At 46.6% G+C, this 25,233-nt stretch carries 16 protein-coding genes; 3 read left to right on the plus strand and 13 right to left on the minus strand.

All coding sequences use genetic code 11. The features are described 5' to 3' along the window. Positions 1-109 precede the first annotated feature (109 nt). From GON05_RS26040 to GON05_RS26070, 7 genes are all read right to left on the minus strand, one after another. Positions 110-4,099, minus strand: a complete 3,990-nt coding sequence (locus tag GON05_RS26040; RefSeq protein WP_181646723.1) for a discoidin domain-containing protein — start codon at positions 4,097-4,099, stop codon at positions 110-112. Between the two features lie 191 nt (positions 4,100-4,290). Further along, the gene (locus tag GON05_RS26045) at positions 4,291-5,844 is read right to left on the minus strand and encodes an ABC transporter substrate-binding protein (protein ID WP_157323163.1); all 1,554 of its coding nucleotides are present in this window, start codon (positions 5,842-5,844) and stop codon (positions 4,291-4,293) included. 62 nt (positions 5,845-5,906) lie between these two features. After that, positions 5,907-6,794, minus strand: a complete 888-nt coding sequence (locus tag GON05_RS26050) for a carbohydrate ABC transporter permease (RefSeq protein ID WP_157323165.1) — start codon at positions 6,792-6,794, stop codon at positions 5,907-5,909. A gap of 19 nt (positions 6,795-6,813) precedes the next feature. Continuing rightward, entirely contained in the window at positions 6,814-7,734 is a 921-nt protein-coding gene (locus tag GON05_RS26055) for an ABC transporter permease (protein WP_309492866.1), read from the minus strand. Positions 7,735-7,959: 225 nt separating this feature from the next. Beyond that, entirely contained in the window at positions 7,960-10,308 is a 2,349-nt protein-coding gene (locus GON05_RS26060) for an AraC family transcriptional regulator (RefSeq protein WP_157323167.1), read from the minus strand. 202 nt (positions 10,309-10,510) lie between these two features. Continuing rightward, positions 10,511-11,041 (minus strand): hemerythrin domain-containing protein, encoded by a 531-nt coding sequence (locus GON05_RS26065; RefSeq protein WP_157323169.1) that lies wholly within the window; start codon positions 11,039-11,041, stop codon positions 10,511-10,513. Between the two features lie 135 nt (positions 11,042-11,176). Continuing rightward, positions 11,177-13,384: a methyl-accepting chemotaxis protein gene (locus GON05_RS26070; RefSeq protein WP_157323171.1), complete on the minus strand. Its 2,208-nt coding sequence runs from the start codon at positions 13,382-13,384 to the stop codon at positions 11,177-11,179. 347 nt (positions 13,385-13,731) lie between these two features. On the opposite strand from GON05_RS26070, the gene GON05_RS26075 reads away from it, so the two are divergent. Genes GON05_RS26075 through GON05_RS26085 form a run of 3 tightly spaced genes read left to right on the plus strand, consistent with a single transcriptional unit; the run spans position 13,732 to position 17,040 of the window. Further along, the gene (locus GON05_RS26075; RefSeq protein WP_157323173.1) at positions 13,732-15,189 is read left to right on the plus strand and encodes a circularly permuted type 2 ATP-grasp protein; all 1,458 of its coding nucleotides are present in this window, start codon (positions 13,732-13,734) and stop codon (positions 15,187-15,189) included. Positions 15,190-15,220: 31 nt separating this feature from the next. Next, the gene (locus GON05_RS26080) at positions 15,221-16,180 is read left to right on the plus strand and encodes an alpha-E domain-containing protein (RefSeq protein ID WP_157323175.1); all 960 of its coding nucleotides are present in this window, start codon (positions 15,221-15,223) and stop codon (positions 16,178-16,180) included. Next, complete coding sequence (locus GON05_RS26085) at positions 16,177-17,040, plus strand: transglutaminase family protein (protein ID WP_157323177.1); 864 nt, start codon at positions 16,177-16,179, stop codon at positions 17,038-17,040. The genes GON05_RS26080 and GON05_RS26085 overlap by 4 nt, the downstream gene beginning before the upstream one ends. Positions 17,041-17,086: 46 nt before the next feature. Here GON05_RS26085 and GON05_RS26090 read toward each other — a convergent pair whose 3' ends face one another. The 6 genes from GON05_RS26090 to GON05_RS26115 form a co-directional block, all read right to left on the minus strand. Beyond that, positions 17,087-18,175: a Gfo/Idh/MocA family protein gene (locus tag GON05_RS26090; protein ID WP_157323179.1), complete on the minus strand. Its 1,089-nt coding sequence runs from the start codon at positions 18,173-18,175 to the stop codon at positions 17,087-17,089. Between the two features lie 21 nt (positions 18,176-18,196). Next, entirely contained in the window at positions 18,197-19,264 is a 1,068-nt protein-coding gene (locus GON05_RS26095) for an NAD(P)-dependent alcohol dehydrogenase (RefSeq protein ID WP_157323181.1), read from the minus strand. Between the two features lie 21 nt (positions 19,265-19,285). Next, positions 19,286-20,905, minus strand: coding sequence for a response regulator transcription factor (locus GON05_RS26100; RefSeq protein ID WP_181646724.1), 1,620 nt, complete (start codon positions 20,903-20,905; stop codon positions 19,286-19,288). Between the two features lie 183 nt (positions 20,906-21,088). Next, a complete protein-coding gene (locus GON05_RS26105) occupies positions 21,089-22,846 on the minus strand; it encodes a cache domain-containing sensor histidine kinase (RefSeq protein WP_157323183.1) in 1,758 nt (585 codons plus the stop codon). A gap of 106 nt (positions 22,847-22,952) precedes the next feature. Further along, positions 22,953-23,795, minus strand: coding sequence for a carbohydrate ABC transporter permease (locus tag GON05_RS26110; protein ID WP_157323185.1), 843 nt, complete (start codon positions 23,793-23,795; stop codon positions 22,953-22,955). Beyond that, entirely contained in the window at positions 23,792-24,754 is a 963-nt protein-coding gene (locus GON05_RS26115; protein WP_157323187.1) for a carbohydrate ABC transporter permease, read from the minus strand. The genes GON05_RS26110 and GON05_RS26115 overlap by 4 nt, the downstream gene beginning before the upstream one ends. Positions 24,755-25,233: the final 479 nt, after the last annotated feature.

Below are 25,233 nucleotides of genomic sequence, written 5' to 3' on the forward strand. Positions count from 1 at the left end.
ATTCAAATATGAAGAACCTAGCGGAAGATCGCCGATCTTCGCTAGGTTCTTTTATTTTGCCGGGGGATTCGGCATTTGAAGGGTAGTAGGGGCAGAGATTAAGTTAAACTTATGGTTTTTCTGTAACCGTGTAAACGCCATTGACAACTGTGTTAAATGTATAGGCAACCTCATTGGTATACCTTGTTGTACCTTGTGTTGCAGCGACCGTATTGCCGTTTTTGTCTTTGACAACGATGCCATTCGCCCATGGGGATACCAAGGTGACAGATTTCCCGGCGTCGCTGATGATTTCGGCCGACAGCACTTTGCCGTTTTTCAGTTCGCTGGAAACACGGAATGCGTTCTTCGCGCGCAAAGTGACGAATTTGGCGTCAACATTTTTACTCCATGCCGGGAATAGGCGCATTTCGTACGTTCCTCCCGAAATGTCATTCAATTCGTTCTGCAGCAGCATGCTGTTGACACTTTCCAACGCACCGCTGTTTTCATAAGAGGCTCCGCTATCGTAGAACTTCTTGCTGTTATAGATCATATTCAGCGTTTTATGGAATCGGTCAGTTAATAGATCTGCATCAACCCCTATTCTTGCTGCAATGGTGTATGATTTGGAGAAACCATTCAGTGTGCCGCCATTGAAATGAGGATTTAAATAATCACCATAATCGAAGGTATCTTTCGCAATTTGAAGAAGCGCAGGGTCTGAACCAATGTTGATCAATTCGCTCGGATGAACAGAACCCTCCATGACAACAGGCTGGTTGTTATTGGAGATGTAAGCAGCCCATGGTAAATCATAGTATTTTACCTGAATAGGATTTGCGCTCTCAACACCGCCTACAAAAATCTCCTTATTGTTGTTAAAGCCAAGTTGGGTTAACAGATTTACAGTCGTCGGATTGTTCGTGCTTGTCGGAATCGGAGACAGATTCGCAAGTATTTCCTGACATTTCGCAATCAAGTCCGCGTCTACATTCAAATGCTGCGCCATTTCCATAAAATCTCTGAATGTTGAACGGATATACCCCATATCCATAGAGGCATTGATGTTCCATCCCCCCTCGTTATTCGCACTATTATATACCCAATATTTTCCGTCTTCCTTTTTCACTACAAAATCACAATAAAATTGCACCACTTGTTTAATCGCAGGATAAATAAACCTCTTCAAATCTTCGTCATCTCTGTTGTACAGCCAATCCCATTCCAATGCCCGAGTGAACAAAGCGACGTTCGTCTTTTGGTCACTTGATAATTGAGGGATTCTTTCGCTTGCAACCGGCGCAGGATCCAACTTCCCGTAATAGGCCATTATCGGCAACGTATGTCTGTCGGCCTGAGTGCCTTGATAACCTCTCGCGGCCGTTCTTTGCTGCTCAAAGGTCAATGAATTCACAGCATCCGCATAATAGGGCTGAAGCATATCCGTCCGGTTACTGGAATGCACTCCGTAGAATGGCGCTTCATAGTTATAGTTCAAGACCGCATGCCCATCGGCCGCTGAATTATCATTCGTGTTGAACAGGCCGTTTAAACCTCCGACCACATTCGGCTGCTCAGCCCAATCCGGCGTTTGACGAATAGCGCAACCTAAAATATAAAGCGTGGTGTAGTAGTAGTCCTGTATGATCGAATCGCTTAACTTCACATAGGATTTGAGCCAATAATTTTTCCACCAGTTCAGATGATAGGTGCGTGCTGTATCGATCGAGGCTTCCGTTATCGCATTTAGTTTCTGTAGAGCGGTATTTTTCACTGTCGCTATATCTTTGGTGACGAGGATCGAACCGGTTCCTACCGGCGCTTTCAGTCCGCTGTGCGTATACAGCACAGTACCGATTTTGGCCGTCTCTCCAGGATTCAGCGTCAACATAATGACGTTGCCCGTGCCCATCTGATAGTTACCCTTAATCACTTTGGTTGCCGTTGCTCCGCGGAATACAAATCCAGTTTCGTTATCACGAGTCAACCAAATCGTATTTCCGTCTGTTCCCGTTGCATTGACGACTCCATCCGTTGTCGGACTAGTCAATTCGATTTTCACTTTCTGCGGACCGGCCGCACTGCTGTCCAAAGTTACGTTCGTAAACATGGCATTCTGATCGTCCGCCACCCAGGTCTTGTAACTGACCAAATTGCTGTTATATTCCATTTTGCTGCGGATTTCAGCATTCAAAATATCGCGTTCATGCGAGAAACGTCCATTATCTGTCTTAGGGGGATTGATCACATTAGCGCCGTTATTATACAAATTTATATCCGTAATGCGCGCAGAAGTCATATCTTTTGGAAAATGCAGCGTAGCATATTGCGGGTCTACAGGTGTCGTTGTGTACACCCTTAAGTATTTGGCAGTGACCGGCGCTGCAAAATCAAACGTATTGGTATAAACAGACGAATACACGCTGCCCGTTACACTTTTGATCGTCGTCCAATTCGTTCCGTTAGTTGAAGTTTGAATATCGTAATTGTAAAGGTTATACTTCGCTTCATCCGGAAAAAGCACGCTGTGATGCTTGAGTTCAATCTTGTTGAATGTAAAAGGCTCTCTTCCCTGCACTTTGATCCACTTTTCCAGCGGGCGCGGCCCGAAGGTTTGCGAATCTTTTTGCGTATAGGATATCCACTCCGTCCCCTCATTCGAATCAAACGCGTAGGCTGGACTATAATTTTGTGGATTGGCCTCATTATCTTTCTGGTTATTCACCAAAACAGAATTAGAAGAGTCAAATGTAAATGGGGCTTGCGGACTCGGAGGCGTTGGAATAATAGGATCACCGTTGGCGAATGTCAAACGGGCATTCATAATTTTTTTGCCACCCCAGGCATTACCGCTGGCCAGGAAGTAGCTTTGTTGATTTTTCTGGGCATCGGAGACAACGCCAAAGGTACCATTGCCCAGTAACATACCCGAAGTCATATACTTGGCGTTAATAACTGTATCGACTGGAGTCGTTTGTTTGGCCGTAAGTCCAGACAAAAGTGTGTTCAATTCCGGCCAATTCACATTTGCTGAAGCTGGGACGATACTCATTGTCGTTTCATTGCTTTCCGAAGGAAGCGCAACGCTATTTCCGGCAAAATCAGCTTTCACCATGTAAGTGCCTACGTCTATCGGAGGCGCATTCCTCCATGTCGCACCGGGCGTAAGCGCTTTATATTTGTAGATATAAGGCACTTGAATAGGATACGATACCGCCCCTGTCATCGGAACATTTACGCCAGTATAGGTAAAGGACTTGCTCTCCAGCGTAAGGTTGACGGCTGCTTTGGTTATCGTGAGAACGGCGACATTGCTCTCCGCGCCGCTATACGTGTCATTTCCAGCAAATAAAGCTTTGACATCATACTGACCTATTTGGGAGGGGGCCGTTTCCGTAAAAGCTTCTGTTACGCCATGTTTTTTATACAGATACTTCAAAGGAACTTGCAAATAATCAACCGCGCCCTTGTATGCGATCGGAACGGTTGCGCCATCCGTATACCAATTGACCGGTTCGCCGGTATAACCGATTGTTCGATTATTCAAGGTAATGACAGGCGTCCTATTATACAAGGTGCTTACGGCATCGCTGCTGCTGAAGAGTTCGATTTCGGCCAGACGGGCTTCGCTGCTGCCTTCAGATCCGGCTTGCTCCGGTGTAATATAATCTACTTTAAAATAACGAGCTGTAACCGGCGCTGTCAGCGTACGCTGAGTGACATCATAGATGTTATTATCCACTTGATCCACTTGAGTCCAATTGACATCATCCGTGCTTACGCTAACTTTGAAACTTTTCGCATTTAAAATCTTATCACCGTGTACGCCATAATGGTGAAGCACATACTTAGATATCGTTTTTACCGCAGGAAGCTGAATCTTCAGCCAATGAGGCCTCACATTATGGTTGGATGTCCAGGTAGAGCTGTCTCCCGACACGCTTCCGTCTATCGTTCTGCTCGCATACATTTTATTCCACTCACTGCTCCCCGTTACAACAACACCCGGAAGCCTTGTCAAAGATGGCTCATTCGGTGAAGCAAATCCAATCGGGATTTGCACAGATGCGAACATACAGGCCGCCAACACACCGGCGATTGTTTTTCTAATAAACATAATATAACCTCCTCTATTTGGATTTTTGCTCAGTCTAAACCCGCAAGCTAGCATGTCTCAGAAGCCAAGCCCTTGTGTCAGAACCCTATCGTCATCACCGTACTCTGTATGGTTTATTATCCCTCCTTCCACTATTGACGGTTATTTTTAAACGTGGCGGAGGTACGTATCACCCCCGCCACGATTACCGCTTACTTTTTATTCGCTGCCTTCCAAGCATCAATTTGTGTTTGCATTTCAGCCAGCAGCTTGTCCATGCCTGCTTTTTTCAGCTTCTCATTTAATTTCGGCAATGTCGTATCAGGATCAAGCGATCCGGTAATCAGACCTGCTTTAAATTCACTAATCGCGGACGCGCATTGGGCCAACTCACTTTTCACTTTAGAAGGGTCGAAGCTGAAGCCGAGCACTTTGGACGAAATAGCCGAATTGTTCATATCCGGGCCTGCCGGGAACCATTTCGGTTGTAACGGACTTGTGCGATAGGAATTAAACATATTGCCATACTCCCAACCCGAAGCAACGTTGTAGCCGCTGTTAGGGATCGTTTCGATTAGATCCTCGCCTGTTTTTTTGTAATGCTTGCCCTCAATCCCATAGTTCATAAGATTAAACAGCTTAGCATCCGAATACATCAAATCATAAAACATCATGGCACGCTCCGGATTCTTCGATGTACGGGGAATTGCTGTCAAAGTTCCGATAATAGAACCCGTACTCATATAGGGAGGAGAAAATTGGACAGTCAGTACATTTTCCGGCTTGCCATTGCCGTAACGATCCGCTTGGTTAGCAGGTACATCGGGGTTCATAACAGCTGTGCGTGTAATATATTTCCCAGCCTTCTCATCGGCATCAAGATCTGTAATCGTAGATGCATCTTTGCGGATAATGCCTTTTTGATACCACTCATGCATCAGTTTCAGGAAGTTCACGTATTCCTTTGTCTCAAAGAGATTGACGACCTTCGTCTCGTTGTCATTGATAAGAAGTACACCTGGATTCGTATCAGCGAAATACTCAATGCCAAGCGCAGACCCAATATAACCTAACTGATCATCGTTACCTTTTACGCGAAACGCATATTTATCCTTCTCGCCAGCAGCCACCTTTTCCAAGAAAGGCGTCAAATCTTCCAGCTTCTTGGCTTTCGACGGATCGAAGCCGTATTTATCCGCATACGTTTTATTGATCAGCATGCCCGGTGTTCTTGCAAGAACCTGCGTATTAATGATGCCATATAATTTGCCGTTAATTTTCGGGGCTTCCCATGCTTTTTCAGGAACCTGTTTCAAAATGTTCGGACCATACTTCTTAAGCTGCTCCGTGATATCCAGATAAGCGCCTTTATTCACAGCGGAAACATAATCATTCGTCCAGTTGGATGTGAACATCAGATCTACATTTTCACCCGAAGCCAGCACAGCTTGCATTTTTTGATCGTAATTTCCCCAATCTACAAACTCGATATTAATTTCGGCATTAATTTTTTCTTTGGTGATTTTGTTCATTTCGGCAAATACCGCTTTCGCATCGGGAAAAGCACCTTGAGGGAGATACCACTTGAGCGTTACCGGATCAAGCTTCTTAGCTTCGGTACTCGGAGCCGCTGTCTCTTTCATTGCTGCATCCGGTGAAGCTGTTGAAGGGTTTACTCCCGTTTTGCTGCAACCTGCCAACATCATGGAGCCTAACAGAATCGTGGTTAATGCGAGCGGTAGCGACTTCATTTTTCTAGTTTTCATTGTAGAACCTCCCTAATTATCTATTATTGAACACTCAAATGAGTGTAACAATCCATAACAATCTAACCTTTTACTGCTCCTAACGTGAGACCTTTTACGATATATTTCTGAAAAAATGGAAAAACGAACATCATAGGACCTATCGCCAGCACAGCCATAGCCATGCGAACCGATTCTCCTGGAATTTGCTCCAAATTGATCTGGAGTCCCGCCTGCATATGACTGGTTAAATGCTCCAGGTTCGACATGATACTCTGCAGCAAGTATTGCAGGGGAACTAGATTTGTATCCGAAATGTACAACATCGCCAACCACCAATCATTCCAATAGCCCAGCGCGTAAAATAACCCGACAGTCGCAAGTGCCGGCTTCGACAAAGGCACGATGATACCGGCGAATATACGCATCTCGCTTGCTCCGTCGATCTTGGCCGACTCTATAATCTCAAAGGGCATACTCATCAGAAATCCCCGCATAAGCATGGCGAACCACGCGCTTACACCATAGGGCAGGAATAAGGCAAATATCGTGTCCTGCAGATGCAGAATCTTGGTCACAACCATATAGGTGGGCACCAATCCTCCATTAAAAATCATCGTAAAGAACACATAAAACGATGTAATTCGGTGATATCTGTAATCTCTACGCGTCATAACATAAGCAACAGATGTGGTCAAAATAAGGCTTAACACCGTGCCCAAAACAGTGACGGTAATCGTAATGAAATAGGCACTCAGCAGTTGCTTCGGCGTTTGCAGTAAATACGAATACGCTTTGCCTGTTAGATGCTCTGGAATGAGGTTGTACCCGTAATGAACAATATCGGAATCGGAGGTTAAGGATACGGAGAGCACGTAGATCAGCGGAATAATCGTAATCAATGAAATGAATAGGAAAAATGTGATATTTACACCTTGGAACCATTGCTGAGCCCGACTTCGAATTGGCATAGCTTTCTCTCCTTTTGGGCTAGAACAACGCGCTCTCGCTGTCTATTTTTTTGACAATCCGATTGGTGATAAGGACAAGCACCAGTCCTACGAACGATTGGTATAGGCCTGCTGCCGATGCCATACCGATATCGCCGACAACTCGTAATGAACGATACACGTAGGTGTCGATAACGTCGGTAGCCGAATATAAGGCTCCTGCATTGCGAGGCACGAAGTAAAACAAACCGAAATCCGAAAAGAAGATTTTCCCCACATTCAACATGAAAAGCAGCAGCACCAGAGGCACAATGAGCGGATAGGAAATACGCAAGATTTGTTGAAACCGCGAGGCTCCATCTATGGCGGCTGCTTCATAATAACTTGGATCAATTGACATCAATCCTGTGTAAAAAATGATTGCGGTATAGCCGACATTTTTCCATAGATAGGTGATGACCAAGATGACAGGCCAATATTTGGGGTCCGAGTACCAATCTACCGGCGCTAAATTCAGCCATTCCAGCAGCTTATTGACGGCACCATATGTAGGGTTGAGTAAGATATACGTGAGATAGCCGACGACTACCCAGGATAAAAAATAGGGGAAAAAGAGTACGGTTTGAAACACTCTCACTGCCTTTCTTCCCAACTCGGCCAGGAGAATTCCACATACGACCGAAGCTGCAAGCCCAATAAGAATGAACAAAGCATTCAACAGCAGCGTATTTCGCGTCACCCTGAGCGCATCCTGGGAAGTAAAGAAAAATTTAAAGTTATCCAAACCTGCCCAATCACTTCCCCAAATCCCTTTGGCATAGTTAAAATCCTTGAAGGCCAGCACCGTGCCGAACATCGGCAAATAAGAAAAAGCAAAAACAAACAACAGTGCCGGAAGCGAGATAAGAAACAAACTCTTATTTTTTCTTAAATGCGTTAATTCTTTCTTTAGTAGAATCACAGCTCCACTCCTTCGGGTAAATGTATGTCTAACCTTGATCGACACCCTAACTGTAAAACGCACAGCGAGAACCCGTATACTGCTCATTTTATTTCCGCCTAAAGCTGCGACCGTACTTTTTGTATTTTGTTTCCTCTCAAGGACTGTACTTTTTTGTTGCTGCATGAAAAAACCGTTACGCAGCAAGGCCTGAGCGGCCTAAGTCAACGTTAACGGTCTGTTTCCTCACATGCGTTCCTTTATTCGCTTGGCCATAAATTCACGGGGAGTTGTCCCAAATTTCGCTTTAAAAACTTTGTAAAAATAGCTTTCATTTTCAAAACCGACTTTACGCATAATATCTTGAATGTTTAATTGCGAGTTCTCCATCCACTCCACAGCCCTCTCTAGCCGAACTCGATTCATGTAATCTGGAATGGACATTTGTTTGTGCGCCTTGAAAATCTTTCCGACCTTGGCAGGGGATATGCCTATCACCGTTGCGATCTCGGAAGCCCCCAGATTCAAATCTGCATAACGCTCGTCGATCATTTCTTGGATACGCAGTGCAATGACGACATCTTCAGAGATTCGATCTCTTTCAACCTCAGTGTCACTCGTAATTTCCTCAATGACCTCCATCCATTTGGTTTGGAATTCGCCTATCGTTTCAATCTGCAACATTTCTTTACTCATCAGAATCGTATTTACTTTAACGGGTTCTTTACGCGATTTATTGAGGTCGTAAACGAGATACTTAAACTGATTCACGGCATGCAGCAAGGACAGCATCATGTCGCTATATTCAAGCTTTTTCACTTCATCTAAAAGTGCAGCAAGCTTATCCGCCGATCCTCGGTAGTTCCCATTCCTCACCTGCTCAAGCAGTTGATTCTCCAGCTCCAATACCCGATCCATTGAGGGAATCTGACCTAATTGCTTAATATAACCTTGCGTTAAGACCGACATTTTACCAGCGATGAACCGATACATAGATACATTCAGTGCTTGCTGATAAGCCGTTGTTGCATACGTATGGTCTCCGACACTGGCACTTAAAGATGAGGTAATCGACAAGTTATAGCATTGGAACAAATAGGTCTGGCACTCCTTAAGCAGCTGCAAGATTAACGCTTCAAGATGATCTAGTGACGTCTCCGACTGTAAAATGACAGCTACGTGATCATTGCGTAAATCGACCGCTTCTGTATAGCAGGCTTGGCTTAGAAATTCCGAAGCAATGTTCATGACCGCGAATACGAGGAGTTCTTTCTCCTCGAAGCTTTTTTCAGTCACATGTTTATAGTTATCGAACTTCAGCACACAGATCATAAAATTATGCTCTTGCCGGAATGGCAGTTTATGCTCTAGGCAAGATGCTTCAAAATCGGCTATGGAGACCGATAAGCTGTTTAATATCCATTTGCTTAAAAAGCGGTTCTTCATACGTTGTTGGCCGGAGATCTTCTCTTGATGAAACTGCCCCAGTTGAGCAGCCGAATTCTTATAAACGTCCTGTAAAAAAATAAATTCATCCTTTGACGCTGCGGTTTCCTCGCCCAAGAAATGACTCGAGCGCAGCTGCGCAACGAGTTGTTCCACAGGTCTGTAGATCCCTCTGGACACTTGATAGAGAACTAATAATGTCGCTAGCAGTACAATGACGGTGATAATGATAATGCTTGTCCTTAGCTTATTTAAATACACGTAGGCTTCGTCATAAGGTACCGTCTTAAACAATATCCATCCCGTATGATCGACGGTAATGTAAGCTGCCAAATATTTGTTGCCGTCCAATTTTATAGTGAAATAATTCTCTGCCGCTCGGAGTGTTGGGTACTTCTCTTGTAATAAAGCCGCCAGCTTCGTTCCTTCCTCCGACAATGCCTCATTTACTTCCATGAATTGCTGATCATCACTTAGGATGAACATTTTACTGAGCTGTTCCATTTCAACATTGTTAATCGCTTTAATATTATTGAACAGCCATTCCAGTTTAATGTTCAGGATGACAGCGCCATCCATGCGGCCCTGCTCATCGGTCAGCTCGTACATCACATAGGTCAGAACTTTCTCCATTTGAACATGTGAAGCATCGAGGCTTACATCCATATTACGAACAATCGGCTTTAACGGCGGGATCGATCCGCCATGCGCCTGCAGCAGCTTTTCCCACTCTACGTCTTTATGTATGAATTGTCCGTAGGTGGAGTAGTAGTTCTTTTTGTTATTGTTATAAATGTAGACCGATTGAACAAAGGAATTGCTCCAAACGACGGAACTTTTCAGCTTATTAATGACATTCATATAATCAAACTTCTCATCGTCATTCAAATACATTAACGCCCGCACATCGTTATTGTTATACGTTGACAAAATTAAATTTCGAACCATGTTATCCAAATATTCAATATTATATTTCGTTTGGGCAAGAAGTTTACGGCTATTTTTGTATTCGTTATCAAAGACTTTTTCTTGTACGTTGTAATAGACGACACTCGATAAAATAGCTGTAACCAGTAAGATCAATGATGCAAACCATAAGTAGATCCGGGCTAAATATTTTTTGGAACCCAACTTTTTGGTAATTTTCAATCTGCACTCCCCCACCATAGTCAGCTCTCATCTCTTTACAAACTTTTACAATCCCTTCATTAATATTCTAAATATTTCGACAGACTTCGTCTATTACAATATTTTTTCTATTTATTCTAAATAGAGTTAGACATCCAAATTATACAAAAAAAGGGCCCCTCTACAAGTTCAGTAACTTGAGAAAGACCCTTTTTCTATGTACTTAAGATAATTGCTCCACGATGCGGTCGGCAAGCGGATACACAAGTTCCTCCTCCAAGGTGAAATGCCTGAGCAGGATTAAGCAGGCCGTCATCAATTCCGACGCCATCACATGCAGGAACTCTTCATCTATCGGCACTTTCATCGCATTCACACCGTCAACGAAAGTTTGCACAACCCTTTTAGCCAAGTCATGATCCTGTTCCAGAACCGTCACAGAACGGGAAACCGACAGCGCAGTCGTCGGAGGCAAGAAGGATTGCAGGAGTGGAAACAGCTCACTTTCCTCCCATTCCGAATGCTGCTCCAGCTCTTCCACCAGAGATAGAATCAGATCTTGGAGTTCAATCAGCTTACACATGCCTATTGAGCAATCCTCGAGGGAGTACAAGGAAGCAGCCATCGTGCGGATTTCGGCAAGCTGCCCGCGCATCTGTAAATGTTCCTCCTTCAGACGTTCTACGAGTACGGGAAAATAACTCGGATCCACGATATACTCCGTATTCGTTTGAATGCTCAAACGGTCTTTCATTCTACATCCTCCTTTGAGTTCTCCTTCGAAATCTTCATGCGTGAGCAGACGCAAAAAGGCTGACCTCTTCTGCATTATCATTCTATGCAGGTAGGGTCAGCTCTCATGCGAAGGAATAAAGAACGATTAGAACATTTATCGAATACGGCTTTCTGTTAATTGGAACTGATTCATGAGCTGGAGCAGCGATTGTGTAATCGCTCCGACATCTCCCGTCGTTTGGCGCACGTGCAGCATGTCCTGCAGCAGCTCATGCACCGTTTGCTCCACCTCGGCGGAGATTTGGCGGTTCTCCTTGCTCACGCCCGCCACCTTCTCCATCAGCGCTACCACTTCTTCCACCACTTGCGTTTTCATGGTGTCATGGGCGCTTGCGCTGCTGAGAATTTCGGAGGCCGCCGCCACAATTTGCGTCCCCTCCAATACAACCTTCGTGCCCTCCTCCATCGAGAGGAAGGCCTCATTCGCATGGCGCTCGATCTGTTCAATCGTCTCGTTAATTTCCGTCGTCGACTTCTTCGTCAGATCGGCCAGTTTACGAATCTCGCCGGCGACGACGGCAAAACCTTTGCCGTGCTCGCCAACTCGGGCAGCCTCGATCGAAGCATTCAATGAGAGTAGATTCGTCTGCGCCGAAATCTCCTCAATGACTTTCAACAGCTGCGGGATTTCTTGCGTTGTAAGCAGGAACGTCTGAATGGTCTGATTCGTTTCAGCTACCTTGGCTGAAATCTGATACATCTTATCGCCGATGCGGCCAACTTCATCCTGGGCCACCGCAATTTGATCGGATGCTTTCTCTTCAAGCTCACGCAGCGTGCCGCTCATATTTTGCGTCACATCCTTGGCGACGTCAATGTCCTTCAGCTGTCCGCGCAAGGAACGGATCATATTATGGATCTGGCTGCTCATACGACCAGTCGATTGCTCTGTTGATCCGGTCGATTCGTTGAGCCGATCTTGACTGATCTGAACCTCAGCCGCCGCTTGTTTCACCTGCAGCATAATGCCCTCAAGGGAATCGATCATATTGTTGATCCATTTCGCCAATTCCCGGGTTTCATCCCCTGCAAACTCCTGTACGCGCAACCGTTGTGTCAAATCCCCGCTGCCTTCCGCGTTTAAACGGATGAACTTATTGATTTGGGCCAGCTGCTTAACAACCGGCTTACTGCCTTTGCGTCTGAGGATACCGGAGCCGATCCAACCGTATATCGCACTGGCAGCAGCTGTAATCGCCGCGCCTAATCCGTTTGAGACTTGACCGTTTAACAGCCAAAAGCCAGCGCCAGAGAGTAATATAAAACCTACAATAAATTTAAGTTGTAAGCTGAACATTTTCCAATCGATGCTGCGAATTCGATATACCTCTTCAAGATCCCCTTCACACATCATCCCCCAAATATCCGGGCAATGTGGCAGTTGGAACGTAACTCCCTTCCCAATAACCGATATGTGCCGGTAATCCGAATACCCTGGAAATTCCACGAACAGGTTGCTTCCTTTGGCAATCGTTCCTGCAACACCCGGGTGCAGCTGCCCTGTTGCCGGATCTGTGAAGATCAGCTCCAGTTCCGTATGTTCCTTAACGCCAACGGTACCGAAATCCGTGCGTACGCCATCTTTTAAATTATCGCCATGCGTGAAAGTCAGATCCTCAAACCGGCTTCGGGACAACGCCGTTCCTGGCGCAATCTGTTTATTCAACATCGGCTTCGCCATGAATAAATAGTTATCGCCTGAATCTGGGTAGACATGTCCGGATTCCCGTTGAATCAAATCCCCGAGCACATCGTTCGGCACGCGGCCGCAGATAGCCCCTTGCCACTCCCCGTTCTTCACCAAAGGCAAAATAAAAGCCATCGTCATCGCATCATGAAACGGCGAGGTGCTTGGTCCGATCTGCAGGGTTAGCGGGTCGGAAAAAGGCCCAAACAAACATTTCTCCCCTTTCCGCGTCTCCTCCAACCCTTTCATAAGACCGCTTCCAACAACATACGTCTTGCCAACATGAGCAGGGTATGTCGAGTAACTCACACCCGCTTTTTCATTCAATATAAAAATTTCCGAAAAATCCGCTCCGCTCTTCAGGGCAGCAGTGAGCATTTTCTGTATAACTGCCGAGTCCTGAGAAATCGGTGAAGAAGTTGCAGCCGACTCGGATAACATCGCATGCAGCCTGTCCAGATGTGACCAATACGTTGCCACCCAACTGCGCAATATTTCTGTCCGTGTATGAGCAATCCCTTCAAAGATATGTTCCACATCTTCCTTCAGGTGACGATTCAACCGATATGACCACCAAAGCGGCAATCCTTTCCGAAAACCTAGCCAATCAAACATACCCCGTCCCCCTATATTCACATAGTGTGTGAATTTTTTTAACATTTACCTTATTCGACATTCTATAGGTGTTTCTGTCGTAACGCAATACAAAATTAGGAATTTTCGAAAATTTTTAATACTTTTGAACTATACGGTACTTTCGTCATATTAATTTTACGTCAGTTATATTGACATAATTTTCTGAAAAATCTACAATATAAGAAAATATAGGCATCGCCATCAATTTACGTTATATTTTCTAACACATTTTAAGAATGAAGATCAGAAAGGAGGCCTGGTTTCTGCTTCGGGCCCATATCTCCATGTAGCTTCCGAATGCATAGTTAAGAAACCAGGAAGCTGCGATGTCAAAACCTGAGAATCTGGTCACCACGCCTTATAATCCACACCCCTTTTACGATGAAATGTTTATGAACGCCTATTCAGTTCGTTCGCATTATCAAACGGTATTTCGCCAGTTCATGACGATGAAGTCCGGCAATCTGAACAAGCGCCAAACAGCCACCATGAAACGGATGATGGAAGAAGGCATCACCTTCACACTGTACAGTCCTGATCAGACCGAGGCGCTCGAACGCACGATTCCTTTCGATCCCATTCCGCGCATCATTCCAAGGGATGAATGGCTGAAGCTTGAGAAAGGGCTTAGGCAGCGCGTGAAGGCGCTGAATTTATTTCTCAAGGATATCTACCATGACCAAAACATCCTCAAGGATGGCATTATTCCAAGAAAAATGGTTCTCTCGAACTGCTACTTCCGGCCCGAAATGATGCGTTTATCCATTCCTAATGATGTGTACGTAACCGTTTCAGGCATTGACTTAATCCGCGATGAGCACGGCGAATACTTTGTTCTCGAAGACAACCTCCGATCGCCGTCAGGATTTTCCTACTTATATAAGAGCCGTTCCATCATGACGCACTTATTCCCCGAGCTCGTGTTTAGCCACTCCATCCAAGATATCGAACAAAGTTTGAACGTGTTTCTATCCGCTTTGCGAAGACTCAGTCCCGCCGGAAAAAAAGATCCTGTTATTGGCCTGCTGACTCCAGGCTGCTATAACTCAGCTTACTTCGAGCACACCTTCCTTGCCCAGCAAATGGGAATCGAGCTTGTAGAAGGAAACGATCTCGTCGTCATCGATCACAAGGTGTACATCCGCAGTATCAAAGGACTTCGCCAAATTGATGTGCTTTATCGCAGAATTGATGACGATTTCCTCGATCCGCTTGCTTTTGACCCTAATTCGCTGCTAGGTGTTGCAGGCATCATGAATGCCTATCGCGCCGGCAACATCAACATCGTGAACGCCCCAGGCACAGGGGTAGCGGACGATAAAGCCATCTACGCCTACGTTCCGGATATGATTCGCTACTATTTGAAAGAAGAACCCATTCTCAATAACGTGCCTACGTACATTCTATCGAGACCGGATGAACGCGAGCATGTCCTCCAACATTTGAGCACGATGGTCGTCAAAGAAACGTCCCTCTCGGGCGGATACGGTATGCTCATCGGACCAACGGCTTCGGAGAGCGAACTGGCGGATTTCAGGCAGAAAATTATCGCGAACCCTGATCGATACATCGCCCAGCCCACCATTCAGCTATCGAGAGCACCTGTCATGATGGATGGCCAAATGGCTGCACGGCATATTGATCTTCGAGCCTTCGTTATCGCTGGCGAAACGATCGAGGTGATTCCCGGCGGACTTACGCGGGTAGCGCTCAAAGAAGGTTCACTTGTCGTGAATTCCTCCCAAGGCGGAGGCTGCAAAGACACATGGGTGACGAATTCGTAGAAATTCACATTTTGATGGGAGGCAGCGGAACATGGTGATGATGGGACGAACAGCGGAAGCTTTATTCTGGATCGGACGGTACACGGAAAGAACGGAGAATCACGCGAGGTTAATTGATGTTTATTATCACATCCGCGAGGAACGGGAGAGCAGTAGCGGTCAAATGTGGAGCCGGTTAATTGACACGATCGGCGACAGAGCTGCTTTTAACGAACAATATAGCAGTTGCACGGAACAGCACGTCCTTCAATACATTACACTGGATAAAAATAATGTGAACTCTTTGCTCGCTTGCACCAATCATGCGCGAACGAATCTGCGCAATATACGCGAGAAGATGCCGGCTGAGCTATGGGATATTATGAATGGCTTATATTTGTGGCTAAAAGAAAAAGACGTCCGTGATATCACAAGCGATTCACCGCATTTATTTTACCGATACGTCCGGGATCATTTATCGATGTTTCACGGAGCCGCCACCTCTGTCATGCCGCGCCAAAATGAATGGCATTTCATAGAAGCAGGACGGTATCTGGAGCGTGCAGAGAATTTGCTTCGCTTGCTGCAATCCTTATGCCAGGACTATGCCAAAGAGGAAATGTCCTCCTACCCGCTTATGCTCTCTGTTCTCAAATCAGTCAGCGGTTATGAATCATTCCGCAGAGAGTATGCGGACACGGTGAACCTGACCAACATCATCAAATTTCTGATGCTGCATGAGGCCTTTCCGAGATCGATCAGCTACTCTTTTCAAGCGATGGAACGTTCCTTAAAAAGCATTCAGCTTGAAGATCCAGATTTGAACATGACGGTACACAAATTAGCCAAGTTGGCCGGGAAAGTGAAAGCTAACCTGGCCTGCATGGATGAGGAAGATATTTTATCCGGCAAATTGGAAATGGCCCTGCAGGCTCTCCGTGAATCTTGCAACCTGATGGGCATACGGATGTCCAAAGTCTTTTTTCCCTCCAGGGAGGAGGTCATTGCATGAAGAAGCTGGAGATTACGCATATCACACGTTATTCCTACGCAGATACGGTGCAGGACAGTGTCAATGAAGTACGGTTAACACCGCTGACCGACAATCGTCAATCCTGCTATCATCATAGTTTGATCACCGAACCTGTATCTGCTTTCTTTACGTATTCGGATTACTTTCATAATCGGGTGCATGCCTTCACCGTGAATAAAATCCACCGAGAGCTCACCATCAAAATGAAGTCTACCGTTGTGACACACGATAACGATAACATCCCGAGCGCAGCTCTCTCCCCTTATGAGGAGAAGGCGCTGCGGCTCAGCGATGATTTTCAAAATGAATACGCGGAATACTTGCTGCCTACAAGCTATACAGGACTCACAAGCGAAATTAAGGCCTATTCAGATGCCATTAACGACCAACATATTTCTTTGTATGACTTGCTGGGCACGATCAATACAACGATCCATCGCGACTTTACCTATGATCCCTCTGCTACGTCCGTACAGACCACAGTGGGTGAGATGTTGAAGCTTAGGCGAGGCGTGTGTCAGGACTATTCGCATCTAATGATCGCCGTTTGCCGGGATAAGGGGATACCTGCCAGATACGTGAGCGGCTATCATTTTGTCGGCGATTTGCAAGGAGGCAGCGCTGAATTCACGCAAGCTTCCCATGCTTGGGTGGAGTGCCTGGTCCCAGGCAGCGGCTGGTTCGGGTATGACCCTACCAACGACTGCGAGGTCAACTGGCGTTATATCAAGTTAGGCCATGGTCGTGACTATAACGATATCGTTCCTGTCAAAGGAGTCTATCGCGGAGCCGGCGGGCAAGACCTTGAAGTCATTGTCGATGTCAAACTAATTGAGTAAGCCTCTCTTGAATGAGTGAGGAATAGGTATCCCGCTTGCTCCTCACTTATGATTTGGGCACCCAGCACTGCGGCTCTGTCGTGATTGTTTCTCCGGTTGTAATAGCTTTCTCGATCATCATCCCGAGATAATGGTCCTGCGAAGCCTCTTCCAAGCTATAAAAGCTTGGCCCACCAAAGGTATATTCAGCCATTTTTTGCAGGCATGCGGCAATGGCAATTTCATCATCGTATAATCTGGCTGGAGCGAATGGATTCTCGTAGACCCATTTGTCACCGCACAGAATTCCTTTCAGGTAATATCCTTCCGCATTTTCCAGCTCGCCTCTGTTCATGCGCTTTAGCTCCATTCGAAGCTCTGTGCATGATTCCTGCTGAATCAGAACCCGATTATCGAAAATTTCCCCACGCTGCCCTCTAACGGTTAAATGATTGGAGCGTGTCCACGAGCGGTGCTGATCTTTCGTAAAATCATAAATGCCCAGCCGATCGCCAAAGTCCAGCCAAGCCAAATCTCTCTGCAAAGGAATCAGCTTATCTTCTGTTGGCGGACCGCTGCGGTTTGGCCCCTGAACCCACGAGGACTCGAAACGCATCGCCTTAATGCGAACATCTTCGAAATTGACCCCTAACATTTTCCGAATTAAGCTGACAGCATGATACGTTTGTGAGATGGAAACCGTCGTTTCCGTAATTTTACCCAACTGACCCGTACGAATAAGTTCCAAACGCGCTTGTTGAACGGGATGAAAATGATACTGCTCCGCTACCTGAATACGCGCACCCGTAAGAGTTAATCGCTCATACAATAGCTGAAGTCCGCTCAAATCAGGAGCAGGCGGCGTTTCCAATAAAACGGGAATCCCCCGCTCCGCCAACGCCAGAAGGTAATCCAGACTTTGTGAAGGTGAAACAGAAACGACGACAAAATCTGGATGCTCGTTTTCCAACAGCTGTTCAAGCGACCGGTATGTAGCTGTTCCCCATTTCGCTTCCATTTCCTTGCCTTTGTCTTCACTTCTGACAACCATGCCGCTAATTTCAAACCGCTCAGGCAACGCCTGTGCAATGCGTAGAAAATATTGCGCGCGAAAACCCGCACCGCCGATCAAGCTGAATTTCACTGGTTTCATCATAACTACCTCCCCATTCTGCGTTTACAGGATTTCGTTCGGATATACCATGACTTTCAAACTGCCGCTTTTATTATGAATCGCCCGTTCCAACGCGTCTTGCGTCTGTTCAAGCGGATAGCGGTCTGTAATGAGCGCTTGTGTGTCTATGCCGCCACCGGCAAGGAATTTAATGCCTGTCGGATACGTATTGGCATACCGGAAAACACCATAAATATCAATCTCATTGTCAGCGATGAACGGGACATTGAGAGGGATTTCATCCTGCGCAGGCAAGCCCACGATGACAAGCTTACCGCCGCGGCGCAAGGAATACAACGCTGATTGCAAAGCTCTCGGATTGCCTGCCGTTTCCCAAGCGGCATCCGCGCCAATCCCATCCGTCAGCTCCTTGATGCGCTGAACCGCATCCTCATCTTTGACGTTGATGACGTCCGTTGCGCCCAACCGTTTGGCGGCCTCCAAGCGGACCTGTTCCAGATCGGTGACAATAATCCGGCTGGCACCGAATGATTTTGCTGCCGCAACGGCCATTAAGCCGACCGGGCCCATGCCCATGATGGCAACCGTCGAACCCGGCTGCAAGTTGCAGCGCTTAGCCGCGTGAATGCCGACGGAGAAGGGCTCGTTGAGCGCCGCAGCCTCGAAGGATAGATGTTCCGGAATCGCAAATACCATGTCCGCGCGGATTTTCATATATTGAACGAAAGCACCGTCCACCGGCGGCGTAGCCAGGAACTGCACATCCGGGCACAGATTATAGCGGCCTTCTTTGCAGGCCTGACAGTATCCGCAAGTGACGCCCGGCTCGATGGCTACGCGGTCGCCAAGACTCACGTTAGTCACCGAAGCGCCTGCAGCGACAATGATGCCCGCGCATTCGTGCCCGAGAATAATTGGCTTCTCGACCACGTAGCGGCCAATTCGGCCATTTTCAAAATAATGAACATCCGAACCGCATACCCCGACAGCCATCACCTTGATCAAGACTTCATTCTCGTCAACTTGCGGGACTGGGCGCTCCTCCATTACAATTGTTCCCGGCTTCATCATGACAGCCGCTTTCATTTTTGCAGGTAGTTGTCCATTCATTTCTTCTCTCTCCCTTTGGCATCATTTAATGAGTTCTGTCGGGTTCATGCCGGTAAATTTCTTGAAAAGCGTGCTGAAATAAGGCACGTTTTTGTAGCCCACTCGCTCCGCCACTTCATAAACGAGCATGTTTCTTTCCAGAAGCAGTTCTCTGGCTTTTTCAATACGCACGCGTGTTAAGTAGGTATTGAACGTTTCTCCGGTCATGTTTTTGAAAATAATTGACAGATGATTCCGCGAGATATACACCTTATCCGACAAGTCGGCAAGCGTCATGTCATCCGCGTAATGCTCATGAATATATTGTGTCATAAAATCGACGGCTTGTCTGTGTTTGCTGTTCCCTTTCCATTGTCTGCTGTTGAAAATAACCGATATTTTGGCCGTAAGCCATTCTCTTAATTGCCCCGGTAACGTCAATCCGACCATTTCTTTCACAATCTGATCGTTCGGAAAAATATCATCAAGCACCATGCCGACCTCATAGAGGCAATAGGCAAAAATCCCCCATAGCTCACCCGCCAGCATTTGCACATAGTCCGGTGTTATCCCTTTCTGTTCCTTTAACTGATCGATATACTGCGCCACAAGCTGCTGTGCCTGCGACTCCTGTGAAGCCTTCATTGCACCGGCTAATTCAAAATAAAACTTGGCCGGCCGCATCACCAGCGTCCCCTGATCTTTTCGCATTTCTTCGCTATACACGAACAAATCATAAGCCGAATCCACACGACGGTTCCGCAAATCGATCGCTCGAAACGCTTCCTCCGTCGAATCCGGCATTTCCGTCCAAGCTTCTTTGGTGCCACCGATGCCCACACGAATGACCAGCTTCAAATAGCTTTTGATGCAATCGATGAGCCTGATCCCCAGCTTGCTGAGCTTCTGCTCCAGCTCTTGCTGCGAGCTGTCCGCTTGAGGATGAAGGATAAGCACAGCCCTCGTTCCATGAAGTTCTACATATTCAATGGCCGGAAACGTTTCGCGCGCCACCTCGCAGACGATATTGCTAATTGCAAAACGAAACAAGCTCCAATCCGGCAGCGATAGGTCCGACGTTCGAACATCTCGAATCAGGTCAATGCCTATGACCACATGCTTGCTCTCACACCAGAAGCGGTAAGGCTTCGGCAGCCGATCTTCATTCCGATAGGAGCTGTCCAGGGTTCCGGCAACCGCAGACTTGACCCACTCTTTTTCAATAAAAGGCTCGTACAGCATTAATTTCTGTTGAAGCTCGTCCTGCTTAATCCGCTTCTCTTCTTCTTCCATCAGCTCACCGATGGCTTTGCCGAGAATCGTTTTTAACGTAGGGACGCTGATTGGCTTAGATAAATAATCACTCACATTGCACCGAAGTGCTTGCCTCGCATGCTCAAAATCCGAGTATCCGCTCAAAATAATAAACTTCCCGCCGAAGCCTTCTTTTCTTAGCTGCTCAATCATATCAAGGCCATTCATGACCGGCATATAGATATCCGTAATGACAATATCCGGGGCAACCGTTCGAATAAGCTCCAGTCCGTCCTGCCCGTTGAGCGCTTCGCCAACCCAATCTGCATCAAGCTCATCCCAAGGGATCGCTCGTTTCATCCCTTGAAGAACCTGGCGTTCATCGTCAATGATCGCGATTTTCCACACGACGCCTGCCTCCTTACCTTCAACCTTTATTTGATGATAACTGCTATGTCATATAACATCGGCCCGGAACATGGTTTTGTTCCAGGCTTCATTATTCCTATTTGATCACTTATCTTTATACTATCAATTCAAGCCCATCTTTGAAATGAGAGGATTGAACGATTTATTTTAAAATACAACGAACTACTCCGCCTTCTCTATCTGATCCTTCACGGGCGGCTGGTCCAGACGCGGAAGGACGATGACAACACGCGTTCCTCCTTCTGGCCGTTCCTGCAGCGTAATGCCATACTCGCCACCAAAATATCCTGCTATTCGTTCTCTCACATTTCGAATACCATAACCGCCTGTATGGCGTTTATGTTTCTTCTCCACCACTTGCTGAAGCCCAACGCCATCGTCATCAATTATAATTTGAATGTTATTCAGCGAGTCTAGTAGTCGAATTTGAATATGACCTTGACGGCGTGAATTAAAGCCATGAACAATCGCATTTTCCACAAATGGCTGCAGTGTCAGCTTCGGGATAAACAGGTTGCGAAGATCCGAAGACGCCTCGATGCCATACTCAAGCCCTGTTCGCCACCTCAGCTGCTGAATTTCCAAATAACACTCGATGTGCATAAGCTCCTCGCCGATCGTAATAAAGCTGTCCCCGTTCGAGAGGCCAATCCGAAACATACGTCCCATGAGCTCCAAAATACGGCTAATCTCATCCTGCCCCGCTTCGATCGCCATCCAATTCAGCTGATCCAGCGTATTGTAGAGGAAGTGCGGGTTAATATTCGCCTGCAGCGCCTCAATTTCCGCCTTGCGCTGCTGTTCGTACCTGCGCTGCAAGGAGAGATATAACTCTTCGATCCGCTCATTCTGTTTGCGGTATCCAGCGAACAAGTAGCCGAACTCATTTTGATAATCGACTGGAAGCTCCACATTATTACCGCCTACGGAATAGACGCCCATTGCGCTCACGAGTTTCTTAATGGGCTTCGTGAATTGTCGGCTCAAAAAGTGCGTCAAAATCAGTGTCAGCAGGACAGCCGCAATACCAATGATGCCGATGACTTCGGCCAGCCTGATACTGCCTGCGGTAATTTGCTGCCAAGGCGTGATTTCAACCAGCGTCCAGTTAGAATCGAGTAACTTTGAGTAAACCAAAAGGGAATCGCCCGCTTCGCTGCTGCCTTTGGTGCGCACGTAACCCGACTGCTTCTGTTTCACACCGCTTTCCATCCATTTGGACAATTCGTTATGATCCGGGATCTGACCAATCTTTAGAAACTGCTCTCCCCGCGAGTCTATCATGATCCGGTTCGCTTCCGAAGAATGACCCGCCAGCAAGCTTCTAATCTGATCCGCTTTCACGTGGATAACCAGCACACCTAAGTATTTGTCGTCATACATAATTTTTCTGGCAAAGCTCAGGACCGGCACATCGCCTTGAAAACTGGGAATAAAATGCTCGATCGACCATGTAAAATCATTGCCTGTCAACAGCGTTGACCATGACTGCTTATCCAAATCCGCCATGTCCCGGAACTGGATGTAGCTCTTCGCATCGCCCTCTAACGGTCGGTTCATATACAAATCAATGCCTTGGATGAGTGGAATGGAATACGTCAAGTTCGCAAGCGCTTTCTCAACGCCAATGGATCTCCGATAGCGGTCGAACTCATCCTGCTTATTAACCAGGAAGGTGATGAGCTCGTTGTCGCGCGATGTAGACAAAGAGATTTGCTCGATGGTAACAAGCCTTGTCGTGATTTCGTTATTCAGCTCATCGAGCAGCTTCTGTTGGTATTGAAACGTCGTTTGGGCAAGCTCTTTGGACGATATGCTATAACTGGCCCATACGCTGCAAGCCAATACAACGATAATAAATCCGGCAAAACTGCGGAAAAACAGGTGATCGATTCTAAACTTTTTAAAAGGATTCGTCATGCGGTCTTCGCTCCCATTAAGTATCCGATTAGGCGAAAGAAACGGTAAAACAACGAAACTGCTTCGCCGCTTTACCGTTCTATGGATTCCTTATTTGTTTTTCATCTTATCCTTTAATGCCCGACGTTGCAATCCCTTCGACAAAGTACTTCTGCAGGAACATGAATACAAGTGTCGCAGGCACAATCGAAACAAGCGACATCGCCAGCAGCTGGCCCCACTCTTGGCCGGTCTGGGAATCATTAATCATCCGAAGAGCCAGACCGACCGTGTACTTATCGACCGAGTTAATATAGAGCAGATGCCCTAGGAAATCATCCCAGTTCCAAAGGAAGCAGAAAATCATGACCGTAACAATTGCCGGTTTCGTAAGCGGCATAACAATTCGCCAGTAAATACCGAACCAGGAACAGCCGTCTATTTTCGCCGATTCGTCCAGTTCTTTGGGAATACCGCGTACGAATTGGATGAGCAGGAAGACGAAGAACGTTCCACCCGCGCCGCTAGCGAGCAAATGAGGCACAATAAACGGCAGGTACGTGTTCACCCAGCCCAACTGATGGAACATCGCATACTGCGGAATAATGAGCACTTGTCCTGGAAGCATCAACGTGACCATAAGCAGCGAGAACCAGAAGGTTTTGAGCGGGAAATTCAGACGGCCGAAACCGAACGCGACAAGCGTGCTGGAAATCAAAGTTACGGCAAGAACGGCAATTTCTAATCCGAACGTGTTGAGATAAAAGTCAGTGAACGAATGTCCCGGAACCGAATTCCAGCCTTTTACAAAATTGCTCCATTGCGGCGAAGCCGGAAATAAGTTCGGCGAACTTAATTCACTATTGGATTTGAGCGATGCGCCGATCCACCAAAGGACCGGATAAGCCATCAATAAACTGAAGGCAATCATGAATAAGTGACGGACAGCTTGACTCCATTTGATCGTCATTTGCTCTTTTTACCTCCTGCATCGGTTTCGTAGAATACCCAGTATTTGGAGGTGCCCGCAATAATAGCCGCCACGATAACAATCATAATGAGCATGATCCAGGCCAATGCAGAGGAGTACCCCAATTGGTAACGGCTGAAGGCCCTCTCGTATAAGTACATGGCATAGACGTAAGTCGAGTTCATCGGACCGCCGTTTGTGATGACGTAAGCCGAGGTGAACATTTGAAACGCGTTAATAACACCCATAATCAAGTTGAAATATAAAGTTGGTGAAAGCATCGGCAGTGTAATTTTGAAAAACTGTACAAATCGGTTCGCTCCGTCCACGCCGGAAGCTTCATACAGATCACTTGGGATTTGTTTCAGTCCCGCTAAGAAAATAACCATCGAGGAGCCGAATTGCCATACGGTTAATAAAATAAGCGTCCACAAGGCCGTGCTCGGATTAGTAATCCAGCCAATACCTTGAATGCCGAACTTCGCAAGGATTTCATTGAAAATCCCATCGATGCCGAAAATGTTCCGCCACAGCAAGGATACCGCGATGCTGCCCCCAATCAGGGACGGAAAATAAATCGCAGTACGGTAAGCGGAGATTCCTCTCATGGCTTTGTTCAGCAGTACAGCGACTAGTAGAGCCGCTACCAGCTTCAAAGGTACGGAGGCCAGCACGTAGAAAAACGTGATTTTGACGGATTGCAGAAACTTCGCGTCAGCCGTGAAGATTCTCTCATAGTTATGAAATCCGACCCAACTAATGGGTTCCATCAGCGTGTAGTCAGTGAAGGAGTAGTACAACGATAAAAACATGGGATACGCGGTAAGCCCAAAAAATCCGAGCAGCCACGGTAAAATAAATAAATATCCCGCGATCGGCGCGTCCCAGCGACTTAGGAAAGAACGGCGTTTCTTCGTGCTCGCAGCGGCTTTCACGGCAACGGCTGTGGAACGATTCATGTAAGTTCACCTCTGCATTAGTCTGTTTACTTGTATATCTCAAGTATAAAGGCTTATCTTCAGGTACTAAATGAGAGGAATCCTCGAATTCTTTTAAAATATCCCGAAAAGAGCGGGGATGGCGTCGTATCTCCCTGAAATAACGCCGATAACTCCTTCTAATTCCCGCCTCTGGTCCACTTGTCGCCCCAGTAACCACGTTCTGAGTTAAGTTGGTCGACGATACCAACCTTGAGGAACTACAGGCCGCTATTCTAGCCAATTCAAACCGTTTCCGCGATCAAGCGGAACTACAGGGCTTTATTTGAGCGCCTCATCCCGTTTTCTTTAAGAAAACGGACAAATAGCGACCCACAGTTCCGCTCCGTGCGAAAAAGAGCCTATTTCGATGAAATAGCGCCTTGTAGTTCCCTCCAGGGAACCACCGTCCAAGCGATAGCAGCAAATTTCATGGGGTGGAGTGCTCAGCATAAAGAAAT

The organism is Paenibacillus anseongensis (genome assembly GCF_009757995.1).
GTDB lineage: Bacteria > Bacillota > Bacilli > Paenibacillales > NBRC-103111 > Paenibacillus_E > Paenibacillus_E chondroitinus.